The organism is Kitasatospora sp. NPDC001225 (genome assembly GCF_053597855.1).
In genome coordinates, this window is sequence record NZ_JBSFJC010000052.1 from 34,195 (window position 1) to 57,730 (window position 23,536).

Annotated in this window: 20 protein-coding genes; 15 read left to right on the forward strand and 5 right to left on the reverse strand. The window is 74.3% G+C overall.

The window, feature by feature from the left end; translation table 11 throughout:
• The first annotated feature begins 50 nt into the window (after positions 1–50).
• From asnB to ACWDCZ_RS19540, 4 genes are all read left to right on the forward strand, one after another.
• Positions 51–1,901, forward strand: coding sequence for an asparagine synthase (glutamine-hydrolyzing) (asnB, locus tag ACWDCZ_RS19525; protein ID WP_449816505.1), 1,851 nt, complete (start codon positions 51–53; stop codon positions 1,899–1,901).
• Positions 1,902–2,143: 242 nt separating this feature from the next.
• Positions 2,144–3,262 carry a hypothetical protein gene (locus tag ACWDCZ_RS19530; protein WP_074004551.1) on the forward strand — a complete coding sequence of 373 codons (1,119 nt, stop codon included), beginning with the start codon at positions 2,144–2,146 and terminating at the stop codon, positions 3,260–3,262.
• 163 nt (positions 3,263–3,425) lie between these two features.
• Positions 3,426–4,895 (forward strand): pyridoxal phosphate-dependent decarboxylase family protein, encoded by a 1,470-nt coding sequence (locus tag ACWDCZ_RS19535; RefSeq protein ID WP_449816506.1) that lies wholly within the window; start codon positions 3,426–3,428, stop codon positions 4,893–4,895.
• A gap of 126 nt (positions 4,896–5,021) precedes the next feature.
• Positions 5,022–5,474: a hypothetical protein gene (locus tag ACWDCZ_RS19540; protein ID WP_449816507.1), complete on the forward strand. Its 453-nt coding sequence runs from the start codon at positions 5,022–5,024 to the stop codon at positions 5,472–5,474.
• A gap of 9 nt (positions 5,475–5,483) precedes the next feature.
• On the opposite strand, the gene ACWDCZ_RS19545 is transcribed toward ACWDCZ_RS19540, so the two are convergent.
• The 3 genes from ACWDCZ_RS19545 to ACWDCZ_RS19555 form a co-directional block, all read right to left on the reverse strand.
• Positions 5,484–5,774 carry a muconolactone Delta-isomerase family protein gene (locus tag ACWDCZ_RS19545; protein ID WP_388046288.1) on the reverse strand — a complete coding sequence of 97 codons (291 nt, stop codon included), beginning with the start codon at positions 5,772–5,774 and terminating at the stop codon, positions 5,484–5,486.
• Between the two features lie 211 nt (positions 5,775–5,985).
• Positions 5,986–6,201 (reverse strand): hypothetical protein, encoded by a 216-nt coding sequence (locus ACWDCZ_RS19550; protein WP_049658393.1) that lies wholly within the window; start codon positions 6,199–6,201, stop codon positions 5,986–5,988.
• Between the two features lie 115 nt (positions 6,202–6,316).
• Positions 6,317–10,306 (reverse strand): non-ribosomal peptide synthetase family protein, encoded by a 3,990-nt coding sequence (locus ACWDCZ_RS19555; protein WP_449816508.1) that lies wholly within the window; start codon positions 10,304–10,306, stop codon positions 6,317–6,319.
• A 279-nt stretch (positions 10,307–10,585) separates the two neighbouring features.
• Here ACWDCZ_RS19555 and ACWDCZ_RS19560 point away from each other — a divergent pair, with 279 nt between their 5' ends.
• The 7 genes from ACWDCZ_RS19560 (at position 10,586) to ACWDCZ_RS19590 (ending at position 17,843) form a co-directional block, all read left to right on the forward strand.
• On the forward strand, positions 10,586–11,284 hold the full coding sequence (locus ACWDCZ_RS19560) for an N-acetyltransferase family protein (protein ID WP_449816509.1): 699 nt from the start codon (positions 10,586–10,588) through the stop codon (positions 11,282–11,284).
• Positions 11,285–11,567: 283 nt separating this feature from the next.
• Positions 11,568–12,830: a MurT ligase domain-containing protein gene (locus ACWDCZ_RS19565; protein ID WP_049656207.1), complete on the forward strand. Its 1,263-nt coding sequence runs from the start codon at positions 11,568–11,570 to the stop codon at positions 12,828–12,830.
• Between the two features lie 46 nt (positions 12,831–12,876).
• Positions 12,877–13,605: a type 1 glutamine amidotransferase gene (locus tag ACWDCZ_RS19570; protein ID WP_074004546.1), complete on the forward strand. Its 729-nt coding sequence runs from the start codon at positions 12,877–12,879 to the stop codon at positions 13,603–13,605.
• Between the two features lie 351 nt (positions 13,606–13,956).
• Complete coding sequence (locus ACWDCZ_RS19575; RefSeq protein ID WP_074004545.1) at positions 13,957–14,982, forward strand: 6-phosphofructokinase; 1,026 nt, start codon at positions 13,957–13,959, stop codon at positions 14,980–14,982.
• 121 nt (positions 14,983–15,103) lie between these two features.
• Entirely contained in the window at positions 15,104–16,099 is a 996-nt protein-coding gene (locus ACWDCZ_RS19580) for a 2-hydroxyacid dehydrogenase (protein ID WP_449816510.1), read from the forward strand.
• Between the two features lie 59 nt (positions 16,100–16,158).
• Positions 16,159–16,794 (forward strand): RNA polymerase sigma factor, encoded by a 636-nt coding sequence (locus ACWDCZ_RS19585; RefSeq protein ID WP_449816511.1) that lies wholly within the window; start codon positions 16,159–16,161, stop codon positions 16,792–16,794.
• Positions 16,791–17,843 carry a CU044_5270 family protein gene (locus ACWDCZ_RS19590; protein WP_117492255.1) on the forward strand — a complete coding sequence of 351 codons (1,053 nt, stop codon included), beginning with the start codon at positions 16,791–16,793 and terminating at the stop codon, positions 17,841–17,843. The genes ACWDCZ_RS19585 and ACWDCZ_RS19590 overlap by 4 nt, the downstream gene beginning before the upstream one ends.
• A gap of 64 nt (positions 17,844–17,907) precedes the next feature.
• Here the strand turns inward: ACWDCZ_RS19590 and ACWDCZ_RS19595 are convergent, their stop codons facing one another.
• Entirely contained in the window at positions 17,908–18,534 is a 627-nt protein-coding gene (locus tag ACWDCZ_RS19595) for a TetR/AcrR family transcriptional regulator (protein ID WP_449816512.1), read from the reverse strand.
• 207 nt (positions 18,535–18,741) lie between these two features.
• On the opposite strand from ACWDCZ_RS19595, the gene ACWDCZ_RS19600 reads away from it, so the two are divergent.
• Positions 18,742–19,575, forward strand: coding sequence for an SDR family NAD(P)-dependent oxidoreductase (locus ACWDCZ_RS19600; protein WP_449816513.1), 834 nt, complete (start codon positions 18,742–18,744; stop codon positions 19,573–19,575).
• Between the two features lie 49 nt (positions 19,576–19,624).
• On the opposite strand, the gene ACWDCZ_RS19605 is transcribed toward ACWDCZ_RS19600, so the two are convergent.
• Positions 19,625–20,584 (reverse strand): NAD-dependent epimerase/dehydratase family protein, encoded by a 960-nt coding sequence (locus ACWDCZ_RS19605; RefSeq protein WP_449816514.1) that lies wholly within the window; start codon positions 20,582–20,584, stop codon positions 19,625–19,627.
• Positions 20,585–20,829: 245 nt separating this feature from the next.
• On the opposite strand from ACWDCZ_RS19605, the gene ACWDCZ_RS19610 reads away from it, so the two are divergent.
• The 3 genes from ACWDCZ_RS19610 to ACWDCZ_RS19620 all read left to right on the forward strand — a co-directional run bounded on the left by ACWDCZ_RS19610 (position 20,830) and on the right by ACWDCZ_RS19620 (position 23,452).
• Entirely contained in the window at positions 20,830–21,855 is a 1,026-nt protein-coding gene (locus ACWDCZ_RS19610; protein WP_449816517.1) for a cytochrome c oxidase assembly protein, read from the forward strand.
• Positions 21,856–21,990: 135 nt separating this feature from the next.
• Positions 21,991–22,638, forward strand: coding sequence for a YdcF family protein (locus tag ACWDCZ_RS19615; protein ID WP_117492263.1), 648 nt, complete (start codon positions 21,991–21,993; stop codon positions 22,636–22,638).
• A 142-nt stretch (positions 22,639–22,780) separates the two neighbouring features.
• Positions 22,781–23,452: a hypothetical protein gene (locus ACWDCZ_RS19620; protein ID WP_449816515.1), complete on the forward strand. Its 672-nt coding sequence runs from the start codon at positions 22,781–22,783 to the stop codon at positions 23,450–23,452.
• Positions 23,453–23,536 lie beyond the last annotated feature (84 nt).

Genomic DNA, 23,536 nt, shown 5'->3' on the forward strand with positions numbered 1-23,536 from the left:
GCACGTAGCGTGACCCCCTGAACACGAAGCGGAAGACCGGAGGCTTGCTGATGTGCGGGATCACCGGATGGGTCGCGTTCGAGCGCGACCTCACCGCCGAACGGGGGGTCATCGACGCGATGACGGCCACCCAGGCCCGCCGCGGCCCGGACGCCGGCGGCGTCCACCTGGAGCCGCACGCCGCGCTCGGCCACCGCCGGCTCGCGGTGATCGACATCGCGGGCGGCGTCCAACCGATGACGGTCGAGCACGACGGCCGGACGCTGGCCGTGCTCACCTACAGCGGCGAGGTCTACAACCACCGCGAACTGCGCGCGGAACTGGAGGCGGCCGGGCACCGCTTCCGCACCCGCAGCGACACCGAGGTCGTGCTGCGCGCCTACCTGGAGTGGGGCGAGCACCTGGCCGAGCGGCTCAACGGCATGTTCGCCTTCGCGGTCTGGGACATCCGGCGCGAGGAGCTGCTGCTGGTCCGCGACCGGATGGGCGTCAAACCCCTGTACTACCACCGCACCCCGGACGGCGTGGTCTTCGGCTCCGAGGTCAAGGCCCTGTTCGCCCACCCCGCCGTCCGCCCGGTGGTGGACCTGGACGGGCTGCGCGAACTGCTCGGCTACGCCCGCACCCCGGGGCTCACCCCGTACCGGGACATCCACGAGGTCCGGCCCGGGCACGTCGTGCGGGTGCGCCGCGAGGGCCTCTCGGTCCGCCGCTACTGGGCGCTGGAGGCGCGCGAGCACCGCGACAGCCTGGAGGCCACGGTCGCCACCGTCCGGGCCCTGCTGGACGACATCGTGCACCGCCAGCTGGAGGCGGACGTCCCGCTCTGCTCGCTGCTCTCCGGCGGCCTGGACTCCAGCGCCGTCACCGCCCTGGCCGCCCGGACCCTGGGAGCGGCCGGGGCCGGCCCGGTGCGCTCCTTCTCCGTCGGCTTCGCCGGGCAGAGCGAGACCTTCAACGCCAACGACGTCCGGCAGACCCAGGACGGCCCGTTCGCCCGACTGCTCGCCGACCACGTCGGCGCCAACCACAGCGTCGTCGAGCTGGACGCGGCCGACCTGACGGACCCGGCCCGGCGCTCCGTCGTGCTGCGCGCCCGCGACCTGCCCAACGGCGTCGGCGACATGGACACCTCGCTGCTGCTGCTCTTCCGGGGCGTGCGCCGCCACTCCACCGTCGCACTGTCCGGCGAGTCCGCGGACGAGCTCTTCGGCGGCTACCGCTGGTTCCACGACCCGGCCACCATCGCCGTCGACGACTTCCCCTGGGCGCTCGGCCTCACCGGCATCGCCGGCGGCGGAGCCACCCCGCGCGAGCACCTCCTGGACGCCGAACTGCTCCGCAAGCTCGACCTGGACGGCTACCGCAGGGCCCGTTACCGCGAGGCGGTCGCCGAGGTCCCGCACCTGCCGGAGGCGGATCCGCTCGAACGGCGGATGCGCGAGATCTCGTACCTCAACCTGACCCGCTTCGTCTGCATCCTGCTCGACCGCAAGGACCGGATGAGCATGGCCAACGGCCTGGAGGTGCGGGTGCCGTTCTGCGACCACCGGCTGGTCCAGTACGTCTTCAACGCCCCGTGGGCGATGAAGTCCTTCGACGGGCGGGAGAAGAGCCTGCTGCGCGCCGCCGTCCGGGACGTGCTGCCGGCCGCGGTCGCCGAGCGAGCGAAGAGCCCGTACCCGGTCACCACCGACCCGCACTACCCGGCGAAGCTGCGCGCCGAACTGGCCCGGCTGGCCGTCGAGCGCACCTCCCCGGCCCTGGACCTGCTCGACCGGCGGCGCCTCGCCGACGCGCTCGCCCCGGACACCGACCCGCAGTCCGTCCGGCTGGCCGTCGACCTCGCGCTGGACTTCGACGCCTGGCTGACGGAGTACCGGGTGACGCTGGAGCTCTGACCGCCGGGGCCTGAACGCGTGTGGGGCGCGGGTGCCGCCACCCGAACGGCGCACCCGGCGACGCCCGCGCCCCCGTACTCCGTCCGGGTGATTGTGCGGAACCATCCCGCCGGGCCCGGAGGTCCCACGGTGCGATAGCGTCGCCGACACCTCCCGAATGGCGGGCGAAATCGCGGCTTACCGCTCACGTGCCGTCAGGATGGGAGCGAAACGTTCACCTCGATCCGCCGGGGGATCCCGTCATGCAGCCGCGAGTCTTCGCGATTCTCACCGCCCTGCTCCTGGGCGTCCTGGGCCTGGGGTCGGTGGCCGTCACCGACTGGTCGCCCGCGGCGGCCACCGCGTCCCTGACCGCCGTCGCCCCCGGGGCCCCCGCCGCCGGCGCCCGGCCGGCCGCGGCCGGCCCCGCGAGCGCCACCCCGACCGGCGACCCCGCCGTGTGGACCCGCTCCACGCTGCGCAACAAGGTGATGGCCGAGATGGACGCCACCGACCCCGGTGTCGCCCTGGCCGACCTCGACAAGATCACCAAGGAGAAGCCGTACACCGTGCGCTTCTGCCACCCGATCGCGCACGAGCTCGGCCACGCGGCGGTCAAGCGCTTCAACGCCGACTTCCAGAAGGTCATCTCCTTCCCGCACGAGACCTGCGCGGCCGGCTACCTGCACGGCGCGGTCGAGGAGATGCTCAACGCCTCCACCCAGCCCGAGACGGACCTGCTCAAGCTCTGCGCGCCCAAGAACACCGGGCCCTGCATCCACGGCGTCGGCCACGGCACCATGTTCGTCGCCAAGCAGGACGTCGCCAAGGCGCGCGACCTGTGCAACAAGTTCCCCTCCGACCAGAACCGGATCCGCTGCTCCGAGGGCCTGTTCATGCAGCTCTTCGGCCCGGACGAGGAGGACGAGCAGGCCAAGGCCAACCTGCCCGCCGACAAGCTCGCCCAGGACCCGCTCTACCCGTGCAAGGACCAGCCGTCGCTGTTCCAGTCCGCCTGCTTCTTCTACGCCCCGACCTTCTTCCTCTCCTCGCACGACTACCCGAACCACCCCGAGGTCTACGCCGAGGCCCTCAAGTGGTGCCTCAACGGCAAGGCCAGCGGCGGGGCGGTGGACTGCAGCCGCGGCGTCGGCTCGCGCACCATGAAGTACAACCTGGACCGCGAGGACTGGGCGTCCGAGCAGTGCGCCACCGCCGCCGACGGCTGGCAGCGCAAGGCCTGCGCCGAGGGCCTGGTCAGCTACTACACGGTCAACTACACCGACGGGGGCGCGGCCGGACGGCTCTGCGCCAAGATCACCAACAAGGAGATGCAGGGCTACTGCCGCTCGGCGAGCGGCCTGTCCAGCTCGCTGGACTGATGCCCCCGGTCCCCCGGACCGACGCCCCCGGGTCTCAGCAAGCAGGCTCGCACCGCACGGTGCGGGCCTGCTTGCGTAGGATCACCCGATCATCGCCTGACCCGGGTGCGCCAAGGACGCCGCGCCTCGCCCAGCCCGTCCCCCGGCCTCCCTGGAGCACGCCATGACCACCGAGGACTCCCCCAGCACCGACGTCACCGGCACCGACGTCACCGACGCCGATTTCCGCCGTGCCGCCCACGCCACCGCCGACCTCGTCTCCGACTACCTCGCCGACCTGCCCGGACGCCCGGTCTGGCAGCCCATGGACGAGACCGCCCGCCAGGCCCTGCTCGACGCCCCGCTGCCCGCCGAGGGCCGCCCGCTCGACGAGCTGATCGGCGCCATCGGACGGGACGTCCTGCCGTACCCGATGGGCAACGGCAACCCGCGCTTCTTCGGCTGGGTCAACTCCGCCCCCGCCCCCGCCGGGGTGCTCGCCACCCTCGCCGCCTCCGCGATGAACCCCAGCTCGGCCGGCGGCGACCACGCCGACGTCCACCTGGAGCGCGCCGTGGTCCGCTGGATAGCCGAACTGGTCGGCTTCCCGCACCCGGCCGGCGGCGGCCTGCTCACCTCCGGCACCTCGATGGCGACCATCGTCTGCCTCGCCGCCGCCCGCGACCGCGCCGCCCGGCGGGCCGGCCGGGACGTCCGCGAGGAGGGCCTGGCGGGCCTGCCGCCGCTGGTCGGCTACGTCACCGGCGAGACCCACTCCTGCGTCCGCAAGGCCGCCGAGCTGCTCGGCCTCGGCAGCCGGCAGCTGCGCACCGTGGCCACCGGCCCCGACGGCCGGCTGGACACCGCCGACCTGCGAGCGGCCGTCGAGCGCGACCGCGCGGCCGGCCTGCTGCCCTTCCTGGTGGTCGCCTCGGCCGGCACCGTCGGCGCCGGCGCGGTGGACGGGTTCGGCCCGATCGCCGACCTCTGCGAGGAGCAGGGCCTCTGGATGCACGTGGACGGCGCGTACGGCGCCTTCGGCCGGCTCGACCCGGCCATCGCCCACCGCTACGCCGGGCTGGAGCGCGCCGACTCGCTCGCCCTCGACCCGCACAAGTGGCTCGGCGTCCCGGTCGACTGCGGCTGCGCGCTGGTCCGCGACACCGAGGAGCTGCGCGGCACCTTCAGCCTCGTCCCGTCCTACCTGCGCGACGAGTCGGCCGGCGCCCTCGGCTGGTTCTCCGAGTACGGCACCGAGCAGACCCGCCCCTTCCGGGCCCTCAAGGTCTGGGCCACCATCGCCCACAAGGGCCGGGCCGGGCTCGCCCGGGACATCGCCCGGTGCACCGCACTGGCCCGCCGGCTCGGCGAACTCGTCGAAGCGGACGGGGAGTTGGAGCTGCTCGCCGAGGTGCAGACCTCGATCGTGGCGTTCCGCCACCGCGCCCCCGGCCGGGACGGGGCCGCCCGCGACGCCCTCAACCGCGACCTCCCCGCCGCCGTCCAGCGGCGCGGCCGGGTCTTCGTCACCGGCGCCCGCCTGGACGGCGCCGAGCTGCTCCGCGCCTGCCTCCTCAACGCCGCCACGACGGAGGCCGACCTCCACCTCCTGCTCGCCGAGGTCAAGGCCGCGGCCCGCGACCTGCTCGGCTAGACCACCGGCGGCCCGGCCTCCCGACTCGGCCCCGCGCGTTCCTCCCGTAACACCCCGGCGCGGACCGTAACCGGCCGGTCACGACGGATGCCCGACCGGGAAACACCGGTCGGGCACGGTGGTGGCATGGAGCATTCGAAGCCCTCTCCCCTCCGTGCCCCCGCCGGCCCCGGTGCCCGCCGCACCCACCGCTGGCGCCGTGACACCGTCGAACTCGCCGCCGTCTTCCTCTCCGTCACGGCGGCCGACCTCATCGCCAAGATCGTCGTCCACGGCCCGGACGGCCCGGTCGTCGTGGCCGCCTCCGCGCTCGCCCTGCTCGCCACCGCCCTGCTCCACAGCTGGTGGTCACCGCACGCCCCGCCCCCGGTCGCGCTCTGGCGGGTGCGCACCACGGCCCTCGCCCACACCGGCACGGCGCTCGCCGACCACCGGATCACCCTGCTCTCCGTGCACCCCCACCCCGCCGCCGACGAGCTCTACCTCCGCACCGAGCACCCGGTGACCCCGGCCGTCCTGACGACGCTGCTGACCGCCACCGGCCACACCCTCCAGGACGCGCCGACCCGCATCGCCTGAGCCGTCGCCTCAGGCCGGGCCCGGGTCGTTGGGGTGCGGTTCGAGCGGGGTCACCACGACGGTCATCCACGGCCGCAGCGGGAGGCTGCCGAGCACCTCCGCGCGCAGCCGGGCCTCGTCGGCCGCCAGCCAGACGCCGATGCTGCGCCGTTCGCCGACCGGGCGCCACAGCCTGGCCAGGTGGCCGGTGGCGGCCAGCTCGCGGGCGCGGACGGCCTCGGCGGCGCGCCGCCGGTCGACCTCCTCCTCGGCGGTGCCCTCGGGGACGCTGGTGGTGATCTCGACCAGGAACTCCTGCACGGTCCTGCTCCCTTCTCGCCCCCCGCCCCGCCCCCTCATCGTCGGCCCGGCACCCGACCGCCGCCACGACCGGCCCGCGCCCGGTGGGCCGGCCGGGCGAATCCGGAGCCGGCCTCCGGCGGCCCCGCACCCGGCGCGGGCCCGGGATCCGGCTCCGCCGGCGGCGGCCCGAGGAGGGCGGCCACCGCCGGCGGCGGATTCCCGGGAGGCGTCAGCCCTTGTCGGCCGGCTGCACGACGCAGACGGCCTCGCCGAGCATCGGCCCGAAGCCGCCGAGCAGGGCGCCGAGCACCTGGTGGCAGGTGGCGGCCTCCTCGGGCGTCTTGGGGCCGTTGCTGTCGGCGGCGGCCGACTGGGCGAGGGCGAGCGGCAGGGCGAGCAGCAGGGCGCAACAGGCGGTGGCCAGTGCGGAGTTCTTCACGGACATCGGAAAGCCCCTTCGGAGGAGACGGGATCGGCGGAAAAGCCGAGCCATCCCTATCCGAAGGGGCTCCCCCGCTCACGGATCCTGAGCCATCCGTGAGCGTGTCCACATCATCCGATCAGCGGCCCAGGGGCTCCCCGGGGCCCGTCCGTTCCACCTCCCGGATCGCGGCGGCCAGCTCGGCCACCCCGTGCTCCCGCAGCACCCCGTAGTGGTCGCCCGCCAGGTCGACCACGGTGGGCGGAGCCGCGGAGTAGCCGGTGCTGCCCTCGATGAACGAGTAGTCGTCACCCGCGGCCTTGAAGACGGTCACCGGCGCCTCCAACCGCCGCTCGGCGAGCTCGCGGAAGCTGTACTCGAACTCGTAGGTCTCGCCGACGATCCCGGTGATCCGCCGGATCAGCTCCTCGTCCAGCTCCGGCAGCATCCGGTGCACGGAGGCGACGAAGGTCGCCTCGTCCACCGTCTCGGCCAGGCAGCGCTCCAGGTCGGGGCCGCTGATCCGGCCGGCGAACACCCCGAACAGGATGGTCAGGTACGCCGGGTTGGCGTACGAGGCGTCACGGCCCCACGACCGGGCGTCGTCCCGGCGCACCTTCGGGTTGCCGGGGCAGATCAGCAGCAGCCGCTCCACCCGCTGCCCGGCGCGCTCCAGCTGCCAGGCCGCCTCGAAGGCGACCCGGGCGCCGAAGGAGAAGCCCCACAGCGTGTACGGCCCCCGCGGCTGCACCCGGCGCAGCTCGGCGACGTCGGCGGCGGCCATCTCCCGGATGGTCGGGTACGGCGTCTCGCCCGGGTTGACGCCGTGCGCCTGGACGCCGTAGAAGGCCCGGCCCGCGCTCGCCTCCCGGCCGAGCGGCCGCAGGTTCATCGGGTAGCCGCCCAGTCCGGGCCAGCAGAACACGGCCCGGTCGGCCGCCCCCGGGTGCAGCGGCACCAGCCGGGAGGCCGCGCTCCCGCCGGTGCCCCCGCCCGCGCGCTCGCCGCCCTCGCCGCAGGCCCGTTCGACGCGCGCGGCCAGGTCGCCCAGCCGGGGGCACTCGAACAGCACCTGGAGCGGCAGCGCGACGCCGAACTCGCGGTTGATCCGGTGGACCAGGGCGACGGCGATCAGCGAGTTCCCGCCGACGGCGAAGAACTCGTCCGTCACCGACACCTCCTGGTACCCCAGCGCCCGCCCCCAGGCCTCGGCCAGCCACCGCTCGTACCCGGTGGCGGGTGCGACGTACGCGCCGCGCACGTCGGCCGTGCGGACGGCCTCGGAGGCGGCCAGCGCCTTGAGGTCCACCTTGCCGTTGGCGGTGAGCGGCAGGGCGTCCATCACCAGCACCCGGTTGGGCAGCATGTAGTCGGGCAGCAGGGTGGCCAGTTGGTCCTTGATCAGCTCGGCCGGTCCCTTCATGTGGACGGTGTCCTCGTGCATGCCCTCGCTGCGGATCTGCTCCTCGCTCACCTTGCCGCCGAGGAAGAAGTAGGACGGTCCCGGGGTGATGCCGCGGCCGGCCAGGATCTCGTCGATGCGGCGCGAAGCGGGCAGCGGGTGGCCGGACTTGGAGCTGTAGCCGGAGGACATGAAGCCCAGCCCCAGGCCGTTGCGCTGGAGGCGGTGCAGCTCCGTGCCGAGCACGATGTACCGCAGCCACTCCTCCTCGGCGCGGGCGACGGCCGTGATGCCGAACGAGGCCCGGGCGTAGACCGCCTGGTTGATCGCGATCACGTGCCGGGACTCCACCACCTCCTCCGAGACGTGCGTCAACTCGCCGTCGGCGTACCGGTAGAGGCCGCCCGGCAGGCCGTCCACCCGGCCCTGGTGGGCCTGGACGTACAGCTCGGTGCCCTCGTCCCGCGCCGGGCCGCCGGCCCGGACGACCGCGAAGGCGCCCAGGTAGTGGTCCTCCCCGGCGACGTCCAGCCGGCCCTTGGCCGCCGGGTCGAGGCCGATCGGGCGCACGTCCAGCCCGTACTCGGGCAGCGCCTCCGCCAGGACGCCCAGCATGTGGCCGGTCTCGAACTCCAGCACCTCCCGGATGTTGTTCTTGTAGACCGGCTCGATGGCGCCGTGCTTCCCGGAGAAGTGCAGCGTCAGGTAGGCCCCGCCATCCGGGCCCGGCCGCGCCCCGGCGGGGCCGATCCGGACCAGGACGTGCTCGACCGGGTGGTAGTAGTACAGCCCGGCCGCGAGCCCGTCCAGGCCGCCGGTCTCCAGGTACAGCTGGGTCGCGTACAGCGCGCCGGGCGAGGCGTAGGCGTACTTGGGCAGCAGCCGCTCCTCGCTGTGGAACTGGCCGAACCACCGCAGGACGCGGCCGAGTTCGGGCAGGCTCAGCAGTTCCAGGTCGCGGCCGAAGGTGCCGGCCGGGCGCGGGGCGAGCAGCGCGGTGAGGTCGTCCCGGGTGACCGCGCCGCCGTCGTAGAAGCGGTAGCTCTTGCGGGCGAAGGCCTCCCGGCGCTGGGCGTCGGTCTCCTTCCGGCCGGGCAGCCCGATCCGCTCGCGGCCCGCCAGCCGGGCCCGGTCGCGCAGGCCCGGGTCGGACAGCTGGGCCTTGACCTGGAGCTTGCTGGCCTTGGACTGGTGGTGGCCGCCGTGGCTGCCCTGGTCCATCAGGGCGGCCTCGCGCGGGTTGAGCTCGACGCAGGCGACCAGGTTCGGGTGCCCGGTGCGGTCGTCCCCGGTGACGACCGCGGCCGAGCGGCGCACCCAGGTGTGCTCCTCGATCGCGCGGGCGATCTCGTCCAGCTCGACCCGGTACCCGCGCAGCTTGACCTGGTTGTCCACCCGGCCGGCGAACTGGAGGGTGCCGTCCGGGTTCCACCGCACGAGGTCGCCGGTGCGGTACAGCCGCTCGCCGGGGGCGAACGGGGAGCGGACGAACCGCTCCGCGGTCAGCTCCGGCCGGTTCAGGTAGCCGCGGGCCAGCTGGACGCCGCCGATGTACAGCTCGCCGACGCCGTCGGCGGCGACCGGCCGCAGCTGCTCGTCGAGGACGTGGCACTGGGTGTCGGCCACCGGTCGGCCGATCGGCACCGAGCCGGCGCCGTCGGCCGGATCGGCCGGGTCGACCAGGTGCCAGGTGGCGTTGATGGTGCACTCGGTCGGGCCGTACAGGTTGACCAGCGCGGCCTGCGGGAGGGCGCGACCCAGGTCGCGGGCGAGCCGCCGGGAGAGCGCCTCGCCGCCGGAGAACACCCGGGTCAGGCCGGTGCAGTCGGCGAAGCCCTCGGTGTCCAGCAGCGCCCGGAGCAGGGTGGGCACGCACTGGAGCGCGGTCACCCCGTGCCGCCGGACGGCGGTGACCAGCGCCTCCGGGTCCCGGTAGAGGCCGGGCGTGCCGGCCGCCACCCGGGCGCCGACGGCCGGGGCGAGGATCTCCCACTGCGCGGCGTCGAAGCTCATCGGGGTCTTCTGCAGCACGGTGGTCCCGGGGTCGAGGTGCCCGGCGGAGTGCATCCAGCGCAGCTGGGAGACCACCGAGCGGTGCTCGATCATGACGCCCTTGGGGCGGCCGGTGCTGCCCGAGGTGTAGATCACATAGGCCAGCGACTCCGGCTCGGCGGCCGCCTCGGGCGCTTCCTCGTATGCCTCCTCCGCCGCCGCCTCCGGCAGCGGAGCGGCGTCCTCGCAGGCCTCGAAGGTGACGACCGCGGTCCCGGCCGGGACCAGCGCGGCCAGCCGCTCGCGCAGGTGCGCCTGGGTCAGCACGATCCGGGTGCCGCTGTCCTCGACCATGTAGCGGATCCGGTCCTCGGGGTACTCGGGCGACAGCGGCAGGTAGCCGGCCCCGGCGTACAGCACGCCCCAGGCCCCGGCGACCAGCTCGACGGACGGCTCGACGTACAGGCCGACGCAGCCGTCCGGGACGGCGCCCAGGCGGCGCAGCCGCGCGGCCAGCCGGCGGGCGGTCCCGGCCAGCTCCTGGAAGGTGAGGCCGCCCTCGCCGAGGACGGCCGGCGCGCCGGGCCGGGTCTGCGCCTGCCGGTCGAGCAGCTCGGTGAGCGCGGTGCCGACCGGGGCCCGGCGGGCGTGCGGGACGGCGGGGGTGCCGGTGGTGGCGGCGGTCTCGGTGGTGCCGGTGGTGCCGGTGGTGGGGACGGACGGGGTGTCGCGCATGGAAACGGCCTTCGGTGCGTGGACGTACGGGTGTGGCCGTACGGGGCGTGGCCTCCTGCTCACCAGGAGCACCCGGGAACGCCCTCCACCGTCGGCCGCCCGCTGTCCCACCCGCCTGAGGCACCGGTCGCGACCTGCGCCGATGCCGTCCCGGCCACCCGTGCCGCCGTCCCGGGCGGGGGCCCGCCCTGTCCCACCCCGCCCGGCCGCGCACCCGGGCATTCGCCCGTTCACGATCACGTAACCGAACGGAAGCGCACCGTCGGTAGCGTCGGCGGCATGAAGGCATCACGCACTCGCCCCGAACGGCTCTGGCACCGGCCCTTCCGCAGGTCCGACCGCAGGTGCGCGGCGCCCGAGGGCCAGGCCACCCGGCCGCCCGCGCTCACCGGCGGCCCGTACCGGACCGTGCGGCCGCACCCGCCCGCCGTCCGCGCCGCCGGTCCGGCGCCGGAGGCCCCGTCCCGACTGTCCCTGCCGGATGGGACCGGGCTGCTGCTGCGCCCGGCCGGGCCGGCCGACCGGGCGGCGGCGCTGGCGATGCACGGGCGCTGCTCCCCCGCCGCGCTGCGGCTGCGCTACCACGGCCCGGTCCGCGACGCCGGCCGCTACCTGGACCACCTGCTGGACCCGCGGCACGGCCGCAGCTACGCGGTGGCCGCCCCGGACGGGCGGATCCTCGCGCTCGGGCACCTGATGTGGGACGACGGTGAGGCCGAGCTGGCCGTCCTGGTCGAGGACGGCTGGCAGCGGCACGGGCTGGGCGCGGCGCTGCTGCGGCGGCTGTCGGCGACGGCCCGGGCGGCCGGCGTCCGCACGGTGTACGCGGTGACCCAGGGCGGCAACACCGGGCTGATCGCCGCGATGCGACGGCTGGACGCGCCGCTGGACTTCCGGGCCGAGGACGGCACCCTGGTGATCACCGCCACGCTGGCCGCCGGGGATCCGGCCGGCTGCGCCCACCATCCGGGACGCTGATCATTTCTTCACCAGATCCTTACCCGGGCAGGTCGGGAACCCGACGGTGGTCGTCGAGCGTCGTCAAAGCAGTAGGGGTTCGGAGCCGAACCCTTGGGGCTGCTCCGTACACCGCTCTCCCCGACAGGCCGTCAGCAGCACCCGCGAGCGCGTCGCAGCAGGCGGCACGGGGTCCGGATCGTCCGGTCGGGCGACGGAGTCGGTAGGCTGACCCCCGTCCCCGCCGCCCGACGGCCCGTTATTCGGCCACGGGTGGTGCCGCAGCAAGGAGGAACCACTGAGCATGGCAGGCACCGAATCGGAGCCCACAGGCGCACGCGACGCCTCGCTGCCGGCCCGCGCCAAGATCGCGGTCACCGCCGGCCGGGTCGCCGCCGCCGTGTCGCGCAAGGCCGGGCGCGGGAGCGGCTCGGTGATCGGCGGCAAGGTCGCCCTCAAGCTCGACCCCGACCTGCTCGCCACCCTCGCCGAGAACCTCGACGTCGTCCTGGTCAGCGCGACCAACGGCAAGACCACCACCACCCGCCTGATCGCCGAGGCGCTGCGCGCCGCCGGTCCGGTGGTCTCCAACGCCCTGGGCGCCAACATGCCCGCCGGCATCACCTCCGCCCTGGCCGGCGGCAACGACGCCCGCTTCGGCGTGATCGAGGTCGACGAGAAGTACCTGGCGATGGTCGCCCGCGACACCCGCCCCAAGGCGATCGCCCTGCTCAACCTCTCCCGCGACCAGCTCGACCGCGCCGCCGAGACCCGGATGATGGCCGAGAAGTGGCGCGAGGGCCTCCAGAACACCGAGGCCGTGGTCATCGCCAACGCCGACGACCCGCTGGTGACCTGGGCCGCCTCCTCCTGCAAGAAGGTGGTCTGGGTGGCCGCCGGACAGGCCTGGAAGGAGGACGCCTGGTCCTGCCCCGCCTGCGGCGGTGTGATGCAGCGCCCCGGCGACGACTGGTTCTGCCAGGACTGCGGCTTCCGCCGGCCCAACCCGCACTGGGCGCTCCAGGGCACCCACGTGATCGACCCGCAGCGCGGCGCCTGGCCGATCCAGCTCCAGCTGCCGGGCCGGGCCAACCTGGCCAACGCCACCAGCTCGGCCGCCGTCGCCGCCGTGTTCGGCGTCGCCCCGCAGGTCGCCCTGGAGCGGATGCGCTCGGTGGCCGCCGTGGCCGGCCGCTACGACGTGGTCCAGTACCAGGGCCGGGACATCCGCCTGCTGCTGGCCAAGAACCCGGCCGGCTGGCTGGAGACCTTCTCGCTGATCGACGGCCCGCCCGCCCCGGTGATCCTCTCCGTCAACGCCCTCGACGCCGACGGCACCGACACCTCCTGGCTGTGGGACGTCGACTACGAGCGCCTCGCCGGGCACCCGGTCTTCGTGATGGGCCAGCGCAAGCTGGACCTGGCCGTTCGCCTGGAGGTCGCCGGACTCCAGTTCCACGTGGTCGACACGCTGGAGCAGGCCGTCCGGATGGCCCCGCCCGGCCGGATCGAGGCCATCGCCAACTACACCGCCTTCCAGCAGCTGCGGAAGGTCGTGGCCGGCTGATGCCGCGCCCGCACACCAGTCTTTACGTGACGGAAGGCCTTCGAGGATGAGTGAGAGCAGCCTGCGCGTGGTCTGGGTCTACCCGGACCTGCTCAGCACCTACGGCGACCGGGGCAACGCCCTGGTCGTGGAGCGCCGGGCCCGCCAGCGCCACCTCAACGTGACCCGGATCGACGTCCGCTCCGACCAGGCGATCCCCACCAGCGGCGACATCTACCTGATCGGCGGCGGCGAGGACCGCCCGCAGCGCCTGGCCGCCGAGCGGCTGCGCGCCGACAGCGGCCTGGTGCGGGCCGCCGAGAACGGCGCGATCATCTTCGGTGTCTGCGCCGGCTTCCAGATCATGGGCCACGAGTTCATCAACGACCTCGGCGAGCGCGAGCCGGGCCTGGGCCTGCTCGACGTCTGGACCACCCGCGGCGAGGGCGCCCGCTGCGTCGGCGACGTGCTCGCCGACGTCGACCCCCGGCTCGGCCTGCCGCAGCTGACCGGCTTCGAGAACCACCAGGGCGTCACCCATCTCGGCCAGGGCGTGCAGCCCTTCGCCACCGTCAGCGTCGGCCGGGGCAACGGCACCGGTGACGGCACCGAGGGCGCCTGGCGGGACACCGTGTTCGGCACCTACCTGCACGGCCCGGTGCTGGCCCGCAACCCCGCCGTGGCCGACATGCTGCTCAAGCTGGCGCTGGACGTCGCCGCGCTGCCGCCGGCCGACACCACCTGGTACGACGCGCTGCGCGCCGAGCGCATCGCGGCCGCGACGCGTCCCCAGTAGTACATCCGTACGCCCCGGCCGGGTGCCCGCCATGCGGTCACCCGGTCCGCGGGCGGCCCCGGACGTACCACAATGGGGCTGCCTACTGCACACCCTCCTCGGCAGCAGGCTGCAATTCCGCGCGGGGGCGCCGACGGCGCCGCTCCCGCGTCGGCTCCTGCCCGGCCGGACCAGGGGCCGTATGCTCGACTTCGCGGCCGTTTTCGGGCGTTCTGTCCGGATCGGCCGGTCCTTCACCCCGCGGCCACCTCCCCGCCACCACGGCGAGGGAGCGCCCCGTTACGGTGACGGCTCGTCGTCCCAGCCTGTAGTCCGGCCGTTCCTCGGTTCTGCTCGGGAGTTGCAAAGCTAATGCGTATCGGAGTGCTGACCAGCGGCGGTGACTGCCCCGGCCTGAACGCGGTGATCCGCTCCGTGGTCCACCGGGGGGTGGTCGACCACGGCGACGAGATCATCGGGTTCGAGGACGGGTGGCGCGGTTTCCTTGAGGGCCACCACCGCCCCCTGACCCTGGACTCGGTGAGCGGCATCCTGGCCCAGGGCGGCACCATCCTCGGTTCCTCCCGGGTCCAGCCGAGCCACCTGCGGGACGGCGTCGAACGGGCCAAGAAGTACTGCGCCGACCTCGGCCTGGACGCGGTCATCCCGATCGGCGGCGAGGGCACCCTGAAGGCCGCCAAGCTGATGAGCGACGCGGGCCTGCCGATCGTCGGCGTGCCCAAGACCATCGACAACGACATCGCCGCCACCGACGTGACCTTCGGCTTCGACACCGCCGTCTCGGTCGCCACCGAGGCGCTGGACCGGCTGAAGACCACCGCCGAGTCCCACCAGCGCGTCATGGTCGTCGAGGTCATGGGCCGGCACACCGGCTGGATCGCGCTGAACGCGGGCATGGCCGCCGGCGCGCACGCCATCGTCGTCCCGGAGCGCCCGTTCCACATCGACAAGCTCACCGAGGTCGTCCGCGAGCGCTTCGACCGCCAGAAGAAGTTCGCCATCGTGGTCTGCGCCGAGGGCGCCAAGCCCGAGCCCGGCACCATGCACTGGGAGGAGGGCACCAAGGACATCTACGGCCACGAGCGGTTCACCGGCATCGCCACCCAGCTCTCCCGCGAGCTGGAGCACCGCCTCGGCAAGGAGGCCCGCCCGGTGATCCTCGGCCACACCCAGCGCGGCGGCACCCCGACCGCCTACGACCGGGTGCTCGCCACCCGCTTCGGCTGGCACGCCGTCGAGGCCGTCCACAAGGGCGCCTTCGGGCACATCACCGCGCTGCAGGGCACCAACATCAACCTGGTGCCGCTGGCCGAGGCGGTCGCCGAGCTGAAGACCGTGCCGCAGGACCGCTACCTGGAGGCCGAGACGGTCCTCTGACCGCCCCCGCCCCCCGGAGGCCCCCGGCCCGCCCCGCGCGGCCCGGGGGCCTCCGTACGTCCCGGGGGCGCTTGCCGCACCCGGCGGGCGTCCGGCGGCCCCCGCCGCTAGCGTGTCCGGCATGGAGATCCTCGCCTACGGAGTGCAGGCCGACGAGCGGCCGCTGCTGGAGCAGGCCTTCGCCGGCCGCCACGGGCTGCGCTGCCTCGACGTGTTCCTCAACCGCGACACCGCCCCGCTGGCCGCCGGCTACCCGGCCGTCAGCAGCAGCGTCAACGCCGTCCTGGACGCCGAGACCCTCGCCGTCCTCGCCGCCGGCGGCACCGAGCTGATCGCCCAGCGCTCCACCGGCTTCAACAACATCGACCTCGACGCGGCCGCCGAACTCGGCCTCACCGTCGCCCGGGTCTCCCACTACAGCCCGTACTCCGTGGCCGAACACGCCTGGACCCTCGCGCTGGCCGTCAACCGCCGCCTCACCCGCGCCGCGAGCCGCTCCCGCGAGTTCGACTTCCGCCTCGACGGGCTCCTCGGCCGCGACATCCACGGCATGACCGTCGGCGTCATCGGCACCGGCAAGATCGGCGAGTGCTTCGCCCGCATCGCCGCCGGCTTCGGCACCGAACTCCTCGGCTGGGACATCGCGCGGAACCCGGCCTGCCTCGACCTCGGCATGCACTACACCGAACTGCCCGAACTCCTCTCCCGCGCCGACCTGGTGAGCCTCCACGTCCCCCTCCTCCCGGCCACCCAGCACCTCATCGACGGCGCCGCCCTCGCCCGCATGAAGGACGACGCCATCCTCATCAACTCCAGCCGCGGCGGCCTCGTCGACAGCGCCGCCCTGGTCGAGACCCTGCGCGCCGGCCGCCTCTCCGGCGTCGGCCTCGACGTCTACGAGGAGGAGACCGGCGTCTTCTTCACCGACCGCTCCATCGAGGGCATCACCGACGACACCCTCGCCCGCCTCGTCACCTTCCCCCAGGTCCTCGTCACCAGCCACCAGGCCTACTTCACCCGCACCGCCGTCGGCCAGATCATCGACGCCACCGCCCGCAACATCGACGACCACGCCGCCGGCCGCCGCAACGAGAACACCCTGGTCCCCAGGAACTGACACCGCGGATGGTGACCCGGATCACGGGAACCGGTCCTCCCGCCCGGACAAGGCATGACGTGAACCATCCACACTCCCGCCTCCGGGCCGGGAACCCCGAAGCGTTCCGCGACCTCTTCCGGGACCACGCCTCCCTGGTGTACCGCCACGCCGTGCGCGTGACCGGGAACTGGGCACTCGCCGAGGACGTGGTCTCGCTGACCTTCCTCGAGGCCTGGCGCCTGCGCGGGAAACTCCGCGACGAGGGCGACAGCCCACGCCCCTGGCTCATGGGCATCGCCGTCAACGTGCTGCGCAACACGACGCGCGCCGCCCGCCGCCACAGCGCGGCCCTGGCCCGCATGCCCGCGACCGACCCGGTCCCCGACTTCGCCGACGAACTCGTCGGCCGCATCGCCGACTCCGAGCAACTCGCCGCCGCCCACAAGGCCTTGGGGCGCCTGCGGCGCTCGGAACGCGAGGTCTTCGCGCTCTGCGTCTGGTCCGGGCTCGGCTACGCGGAGGCGGCGGCCACCCTCGGCATACCCGTCGGCACCGTACGCTCGCGCCTCTCCCGCGCCCGCACCCGACTGCGCGGACTCGCGGCCGAGGAACTGCGCGCCGCGCAGAAGAACACGGAACCGCTCCCGATCCCCGGACAAGTACAGGGCAGCCGCAGCACCGCGGCCCGGCCGCACAAGGAGACGCACCGATGATCCGCAACTCGCGGCGGCACACCGAACCGCTCGACCACGCGGAACTGGCCCGTCTACTGCCGGCGCCGGCCGATCCCCGCCTGGCGGCCGACCGCCAGGACCTGCTCGAGGAGCACTTGATGAGCGAGATCCACCGGCCCGACCAGGCCGCCCCCGCGGCCGCCCCGGTACGGCGCCCGCTGCGCCGCACCGTCCTCTTCGCGGCGCCGGTCGCCGCGGCCGCGGCCCTCGCCGTGGTCGTCTCCCTGAACACCCCGGCCGACACCGTCGGCTCCCCACGGCTGGTCAGGGCACCCGTCGTGCGGATCGAGGAGGGGAGCACCGTCCAGCTCGCCTCGACGGTCCACGCGATCGCCGCCGCCGCGACGGCGCGCACCACGCCCCAGCCCGGACCGGGCCAGTTCGTCTACGTCAAGAGCCAGGTCTCCTTCATGGCCACCCGTCACAACGTGGACACCGGGGAGTCCGCCACCTGGGTCCAGCCGCTCCACGACCGCGAGGTGTGGAAGTCCCCCGACGGCACCAAGGGCTGGTTGGACGAGCCGGGCTACCAGTCGAAGGGCGGCATCACGCTGGACACCAAGGAGCCCCGCGAGCAGCTGACCTACCAGTGGCTCGCGGCCCAGCCCGCCGACCCCGACGCGCTGCTGAAGTCCGTCTACTCGACGGTGAGCGGCGACCGGGACCACGACCAGCAGGCGTTCAACGAGATCGGCTCCATCATCCGCGAGCAGCTCGTCCCCTCCGCCCTCGCCGCCGCGCTCTACGAGGCCGCCGGCAAGATCCCGGGCGTGGTGGTGGTCGAGCACGCGCAGGACGTCTCCGGCCGCGACGGGATCGCGTTGGCGCGGCTCGACCCCCAGACCGGCGAGCGATCGGAGTGGATCTTCGATCGGGAGAGCCACCAGTACCTCGGCAGCCGTGGCGTGCAGGTCCGGGAGGAGTACGGCATCAAGCCCGGCACCGTCGTGGAGCGCACGACCATCGTCACCCGGGCCGTCGTCGACGCGAAGAACCAGCGCCCCGGCGCCGGGCAGGCCACGGCCTGACGGTCCCACGCCCGATGGGGGCCGCCGGCCGCCGCAACGGGAACACCCCGGCACCGGCGGCCCCTCAACGATCGGGCCCACCTCGTCGGTCATCGGCGGAGCCGCCCCCGCCGAGCAGGGCGGCGGCCACCTGGTCGAAGTACGGTGTCACCTCGGGCAGGGTCGCGGCGGCGAGCACCTCGCTGCGCACCACGGTCCGCACCACGCTGATGCCCAGCAGCCAGGCGCTGAACAGCTCAGCCCGCAGATCCGCGTCCGGCCCCTCGACCAGGGCGCGCAGGCCCGCGATGTAGGTGTCGCACACCTGGTCGTGCAGCTGACCGCGGATCGTCTCGTCGCCGGCCGACCGCAGCATGGCGATGAACGGGTGGTCGCCCACCGACTCCGGCCGTTCCTCGCGGAGGATCATCTCCAGCAGCCGGTAAGGGAGTTGGCCGGGCGGGCCGGCCAGCACGGCCCCGGCCTCCTGCGCGTCCTCGGCCGACGCCTCCTCGAACAGCTTCCGCTTCGAACCGAAGTACCGGAACACCAACGAGGCGTCCACGCCCACATCCTGGGCGATGCCGCGGACGTTCGCCCCGGCGTAGCCCTCGCGGCCGAAGTGGACCCGGGCGGCCGCCAGCAGGGCGGCTCTGGTGGCCTCCCGGTCGCGCTTGTGGCGCGGCGGCCGGCCGCTCGACGGTGCGGTCACGGCATTCTCCCGGTGGATCGACAGGTGCTGCGGCATCAAGTCATCAGCTGTTGACATGGTATCCCGGCGCGATTAGCTTCGACCGAGTCATCAATCGATGACTTGGCGGCGCGCGTATCCGCACGCCTTCCCACAGGTCGGCTCCCGCCGCACCGGCGTTCCCCGCCGCGAGTTCTCCCGTGTTCACCGTTCCGTGGAGGTCCCAGCGTGAAAACGATTGTTGTCTCGGGTGGTACGGACGGCATCGGCAAGGCCGTTGCCCTGACGTACCTGGGGCGCGGCGACGAGGTTGTCGTCCTCGGCCGCAACGCCGAGAAGGGCGCCGAGGTGCTCGCGGAGGCCGAGCGGATCGGCGCCGGGAACCGCGCACACTTCATCGCCGCCGACCTCAGCCTGGTCAGCGAGACCCGCAGGGCCATCGGTGAGATCCGGGACCGGTTCGCCGGGATCGACGGACTGGTCCTGTGCGCCCAGCACTTCCGCTCGTCGCGCCTGGTCACGACCGAGGGCTTCGAACACACCTTCGCGCTGTACTACCTCAGCCGCTTCGTCCTCAGCCACGAACTGGCCGACGTGCTGGCCGCCGCACCGTCACCCGTCGTGGTCAACGTCTGCGGCCCGGGCGTCGACTTCGGCGAGATCCGCTGGGACGACCTGGGCCGTGAGCGCGACTACAGCGGCATCGACGCCCTGATGCAGGGCAGCCGCCTCAACGACCTGCTCGGCGTCGGGTTCGCCCAGCAGTGGCCGGCCGGGCCGGTGCGGTACGTGCTGCTGAACCCGGGCAGCGTCCGCACCAGCTTCTCGGGCGAGTACGACCCGGTCATGGCCGAGCAGATCGAAGCCGCGCGGCGGAACGCCAGGCCGGTGGAGGAGGGGATCGTGCCGGTCCTGGCGGCGCTCGACGCGCCGCCCGCCGAGACCCTCTCCGCCTCCATGACGGGCGAGCCACTGGAGATCACCGGCCCCGCCTTCGACCCCGAGGCGGCGCGGCGCCTCCACGAGCTGACCACCGCGCTGCTCGCCGACGCGGCCTCCTGAACCGGGACCGGGAGGACCCCGGCCGCGACGCCCGCCTCCCGGCGGCCCCTCAGGGCCGGCCGAGCGCCTGGCGGTACCAGGGGGCGGCCTCGGGGAGGCGGGCCAGGGGGCCGGGGCCGGGCGGGCAGGCGGCGAGGTGCCAGATCCGGTCGCTGCGGTACCAGTGGTCGCGGGCGATCAGGCCGAACTGCCGCTCGGAGACCCGGCCGGGCGCGGCGGCCAGCAGTCGGCGGCACTCCTCCCAGGGGGTGTCCGGGCCGTCCGGGGCGGGCAGCAGGCCGAGGGCGGCCAGGGCCGTGAGCAGGTCGCCGCCGCGGACCGGGGCGGGGTGCGAGGCGTGGTGGACGCCCGTCGGGGCGGCCTGCCCGTCCAGGGCGAGCGCGGTGATCAGCCGGGCCAGGTCGGCGCGGTCGACCATCGAGAGCCGGGTGCGGCCGCCCTCCCAGCGGACCGGCACCCGGCGGACCAGCTCGGCCAGCGCGGGCACCACCCAGCGGTCCCCGGTGCCGGTCACCAGTCCGGGGCGCAGCACGCACCCGCCGGCCGCCAGCGCGTGGCGCTCGCCGAGCAGCCGGGTGCGGCTGGCCTCGGACACCGGGGCGGGCGGCACCTCGTCCACCTCGATGCCCTGGTGCGGGCCCTCGCCGTAGACCGCGGCCGTGGAGAGGTGGACGATCCGCCGCACCCCGGCGCGGGTGGCGGCCGCCATCAGGGCGGCGGTGCCCCGGTCGTTGACCGCCTCGCACTCCTCGGCTCCGCCGTCGACCCGGGAGGCGAGGTGCACCAGTGCCCCGGCGCCCGTACAGAGCTCCGTGAGCGCCGCCGGGTCGGCCAGGTCGCCCGGGACCCAGACGGGGCCCGGTACGGCCTCCTGGGGCGGTGTGCGGGCCAGGGCGCGTACCCGGACGCCGCGCGCGGCGAGGGCCGCGAGCACGCCGGAGCCGATGAAGCCGGTCGCCCCGGTCAGCGCGACCGTGGTGGGCGCCGCGGGGCCGTGTTCCGTCGCCATCTCCGAGCCTCCCTGTCGAATCCCCGAGCCCTCGGACTCCGAGCCCCGAGCCTCCCCGCCGACCGGCCGGTCAGTCTAGCCAGGAGGCGCTCCGGTGGGGAGACACCCGTACGGAGGGGGTGGGGGGATGGCCCGGGGTAAGGCCCACCTAGGCTGTATGTCAAGCAAAACGGGCGAACCGGACCCGCGTTTTGGACCACGAGGACGGAAAGCAGGACCCGCCGATGGGCGACGGAATGTCAGGAATGCACCACCACGGCGGGATGACCCAACTAGGCCCGTTCAGCTTGTCCAACGTCTGGACCTGGTCCCCCGACTGGGTGTTCCTGCTCGGCGGACTGGTCCTCCTGGGGCTGTACGCGGCGGGCGTGGTGCGGCTGTACCGGCGCGGCGACCGCTGGCCGATCGGCCGGGCGGTCGGCTGGGCGGCGGGTGTCGCCACCATGCTGCTGGTCACCTGCACCGGGCTGAACGACTACGGCATGGTGCTGTTCAGCGCGCACATGATCCAGCACATGGTGCTCTCCATGCTGACGCCGATCCTGCTGCTGCTGGGCGCCCCGATCACGCTGGCGCTGCGCGCCCTGCGCCCGGCCGGCAAGGGCCGTCCGCGCGGGCCGCGCGAGCTGCTGGTGGCGCTGCTGCACAGCCGGTACATGCGGATCGTCTCGCACGCGGCGTTCACCATCCCGATGTTCATCGCGAGCCTGTACGGGGTCTACTTCACCCCGCTGTTCGACTTCCTGATGCAGTACCGCCTCGGGCACATCTTCATGATGGTGCACTTCCTGCTCACCGGTCTGGCCTTCTTCTGGCCGATCATGGGCGTGGACCCGGGCCCGCACCGCCCGGGCCACGTGATGCGGATCATCGAGCTGTTCATGGGGATGCCGTTCCACGCCTTCTTCGGCGTGGCGGTGATGATGGCGGGCCACCCGCTGGTCACCACCTTCACCGTGGAGGGCGCACCACCGGGGACGAACCTCCTGGAGGACCAGAAGCTGGCCGGCGGCATCACCTGGGCGTTCGGCGAGATCCCGACCGCGATCGTGCTGATCGCGCTGGTCTACCAGTGGATGGGCTCCGAACAGCGGCAGGCCCGCCGCCGCGACCGCTCCGAGGAGCGCACCGGCGACGCCGAGCTGGAGGCGTACAACGCCTACCTGGCCTCGCTGCACAAGCGCGACCGGCGCCCCGGCTCGGCTCCGGCCGCCCCGGCCGCCCCGGTCGCCCCGGTGGCGGGCGCCACCCCGGCGGCCGAGGCCGGCTGAGGCCGGCTGAGGCCACCCCACCACTCACCGCGGAACGACCGTTCCCGGGAACCCCCGTTCCGCCTCCGGAACGGGGGTTCCGCCGTTCCGGGACCGCCCCGGAACGGTCGTTCCGCCGCAGGCGTTCGAACGTATATGCACGTCCTGCTGTTCGTCGCCGTCCTGCTCTGCGGGTCCGTCCCGCTCTGGCTGCTCGGCTTCCTCGGCCTGGCGCTGTACCACCGCCGCCGGCCTGTGCCGGCCGGCTCCGACTACCTGGTGGTCCTGGGCGCCGCGCTGGAGGGCTGCGAGCCCGGGCCCCCGCTGGCGGCCCGGCTGGACGCCGCGCTGGAACGTTTCGCCGCCGAGGAGGCCGCCGGGTACGCCCCGCTGGTCGTGGTGACCGGCGGGAAGGGCCCGCACGAGGACTGCACCGAGGCCGCCGCGATGGCCCGCTACCTGGTCGCCCGGGGCGTCCCGGCCGAGCGGATCCGGCGCGAGGAGCGGGCCGTGAACACCGCCGAGAACCTGCGTTTCAGCGCCGCCCTGATGGCCGCCGAACGCCCCGGCTACCGCTGCACGGTGGTCACCAACGGCTTCCACACCGTCCGCTCCGCCCTCGCCGCCCGCCGGGCCGGCGCCCCCGCCGCCGTGCTCGGCGCGGACGGCCCGCTGGCGCACGGCCCGTACCTCCTGCTGCGCGAGGCCGTCGGCACCGCCCTCGCCCTGTGGCGCCCGCACGGGGCCGCCCTGCTCCTGGTGGTGGCGGCGGCCGGGGCCGGGGCGCTGCTCGGACTGTCCTGAGGACGGTCCCGGGGCACAGCGGTCCCGGGGCAGAGCGGTCCCGGGGCAGAGCGGTCCCGGGCGGTCCCGGTGCCGGGCTCTGGATCATGTCGCACCCCTCCGCCAGGATGGAGGCGGAGCCGAGTGCGGAGGGGGCACGAGCGTGTCCAAGTGGAGCACGTTGCAGCGGGCCTGCGTCCTGGTGGCCCTGGCGGCCGCCCTGGTCGCGGCGGTGGTGGGCGGGCTGGCCGCCTGGCAGTGGGTGTTCGACGACCCGGGGTGGCTGTCCTGGCACGGGTGGGTGTTCGGGGCCGCCCTGCTGACGGGCGCGGCGGCCTCGGGACCGTTCCTGCGGTACGAGGTCTCCCCCGGCGCGGTCGTGGGCATCGGCCTGTTCCTGCTCGTGCCGCCGCTGGTCGGCGTCCTGATGGCGGCGTCCGCCACGGACGACATCCGGAGCTGGATGCGCACCGACAAGGCGGTGACGGCCACCCTGAGCGGCTGCCACGTCTCCGGTTCGGAGACCTTGGAGAGCGACCGCGGCCCGATCGGCTCGATCGACGTCTACAGCTGCACCTACCGCTGGACGGCGGCCGGGCAGGACTGGGAGCAGGTCCGCCGCTCCCGCGACGGCGACCACCCGGACGGCCATCGGGAGCAGGTGTGGGCGGACGGTTCGACCGGCGAGGTGGCCGAGCACCGGCCGGTCAGGATCGGCATGGGCATCCTGGTCGCGCTCGCCTGTCTGGTCGGCACCGTGCTGGTGTGGGGCGGCCAGGCGCTCCTGCTGCACGAGACCGGCCTGCTCGGCCGCCGGCGGCCGGCCGACGCCTGAGCACGGAGGAGGCCCCCCGGGGGGGGGGGGGGGGGCAGCCCCCGGGGGGCCGGGGCCGGGACCACGCCGCCGAGATCGGGATAG

Excerpts from the sequence above, each read along its gene's own strand:
- asnB (WP_449816505.1), top strand. The coding sequence starts at position 51 with ATGTGCGGGATCACCGGATGGGTCGCGTTCGAGCGCGACCTCACCGCC.
- ACWDCZ_RS19530 (WP_074004551.1), top strand. The coding sequence starts at position 2,144 with ATGCAGCCGCGAGTCTTCGCGATTCTCACCGCCCTGCTCCTGGGCGTC.
- ACWDCZ_RS19535 (WP_449816506.1), top strand. The coding sequence starts at position 3,426 with ATGACCACCGAGGACTCCCCCAGCACCGACGTCACCGGCACCGACGTC.
- ACWDCZ_RS19540 (WP_449816507.1), top strand. The coding sequence starts at position 5,022 with ATGGAGCATTCGAAGCCCTCTCCCCTCCGTGCCCCCGCCGGCCCCGGT.
- ACWDCZ_RS19550 (WP_049658393.1), bottom strand. The coding sequence starts at position 6,201 with ATGTCCGTGAAGAACTCCGCACTGGCCACCGCCTGTTGCGCCCTGCTG.
- ACWDCZ_RS19555 (WP_449816508.1), bottom strand. The coding sequence starts at position 10,306 with ATGCGCGACACCCCGTCCGTCCCCACCACCGGCACCACCGGCACCACC.
- ACWDCZ_RS19560 (WP_449816509.1), top strand. The coding sequence starts at position 10,586 with ATGAAGGCATCACGCACTCGCCCCGAACGGCTCTGGCACCGGCCCTTC.
- ACWDCZ_RS19565 (WP_049656207.1), top strand. The coding sequence starts at position 11,568 with ATGGCAGGCACCGAATCGGAGCCCACAGGCGCACGCGACGCCTCGCTG.
- ACWDCZ_RS19570 (WP_074004546.1), top strand. The coding sequence starts at position 12,877 with ATGAGTGAGAGCAGCCTGCGCGTGGTCTGGGTCTACCCGGACCTGCTC.
- ACWDCZ_RS19575 (WP_074004545.1), top strand. The coding sequence starts at position 13,957 with ATGCGTATCGGAGTGCTGACCAGCGGCGGTGACTGCCCCGGCCTGAAC.
- ACWDCZ_RS19580 (WP_449816510.1), top strand. The coding sequence starts at position 15,104 with ATGGAGATCCTCGCCTACGGAGTGCAGGCCGACGAGCGGCCGCTGCTG.
- ACWDCZ_RS19590 (WP_117492255.1), top strand. The coding sequence starts at position 16,791 with ATGATCCGCAACTCGCGGCGGCACACCGAACCGCTCGACCACGCGGAA.
- ACWDCZ_RS19605 (WP_449816514.1), bottom strand. The coding sequence starts at position 20,584 with ATGGCGACGGAACACGGCCCCGCGGCGCCCACCACGGTCGCGCTGACC.
- ACWDCZ_RS19610 (WP_449816517.1), top strand. The coding sequence starts at position 20,830 with ATGCACCACCACGGCGGGATGACCCAACTAGGCCCGTTCAGCTTGTCC.
- ACWDCZ_RS19615 (WP_117492263.1), top strand. The coding sequence starts at position 21,991 with ATGCACGTCCTGCTGTTCGTCGCCGTCCTGCTCTGCGGGTCCGTCCCG.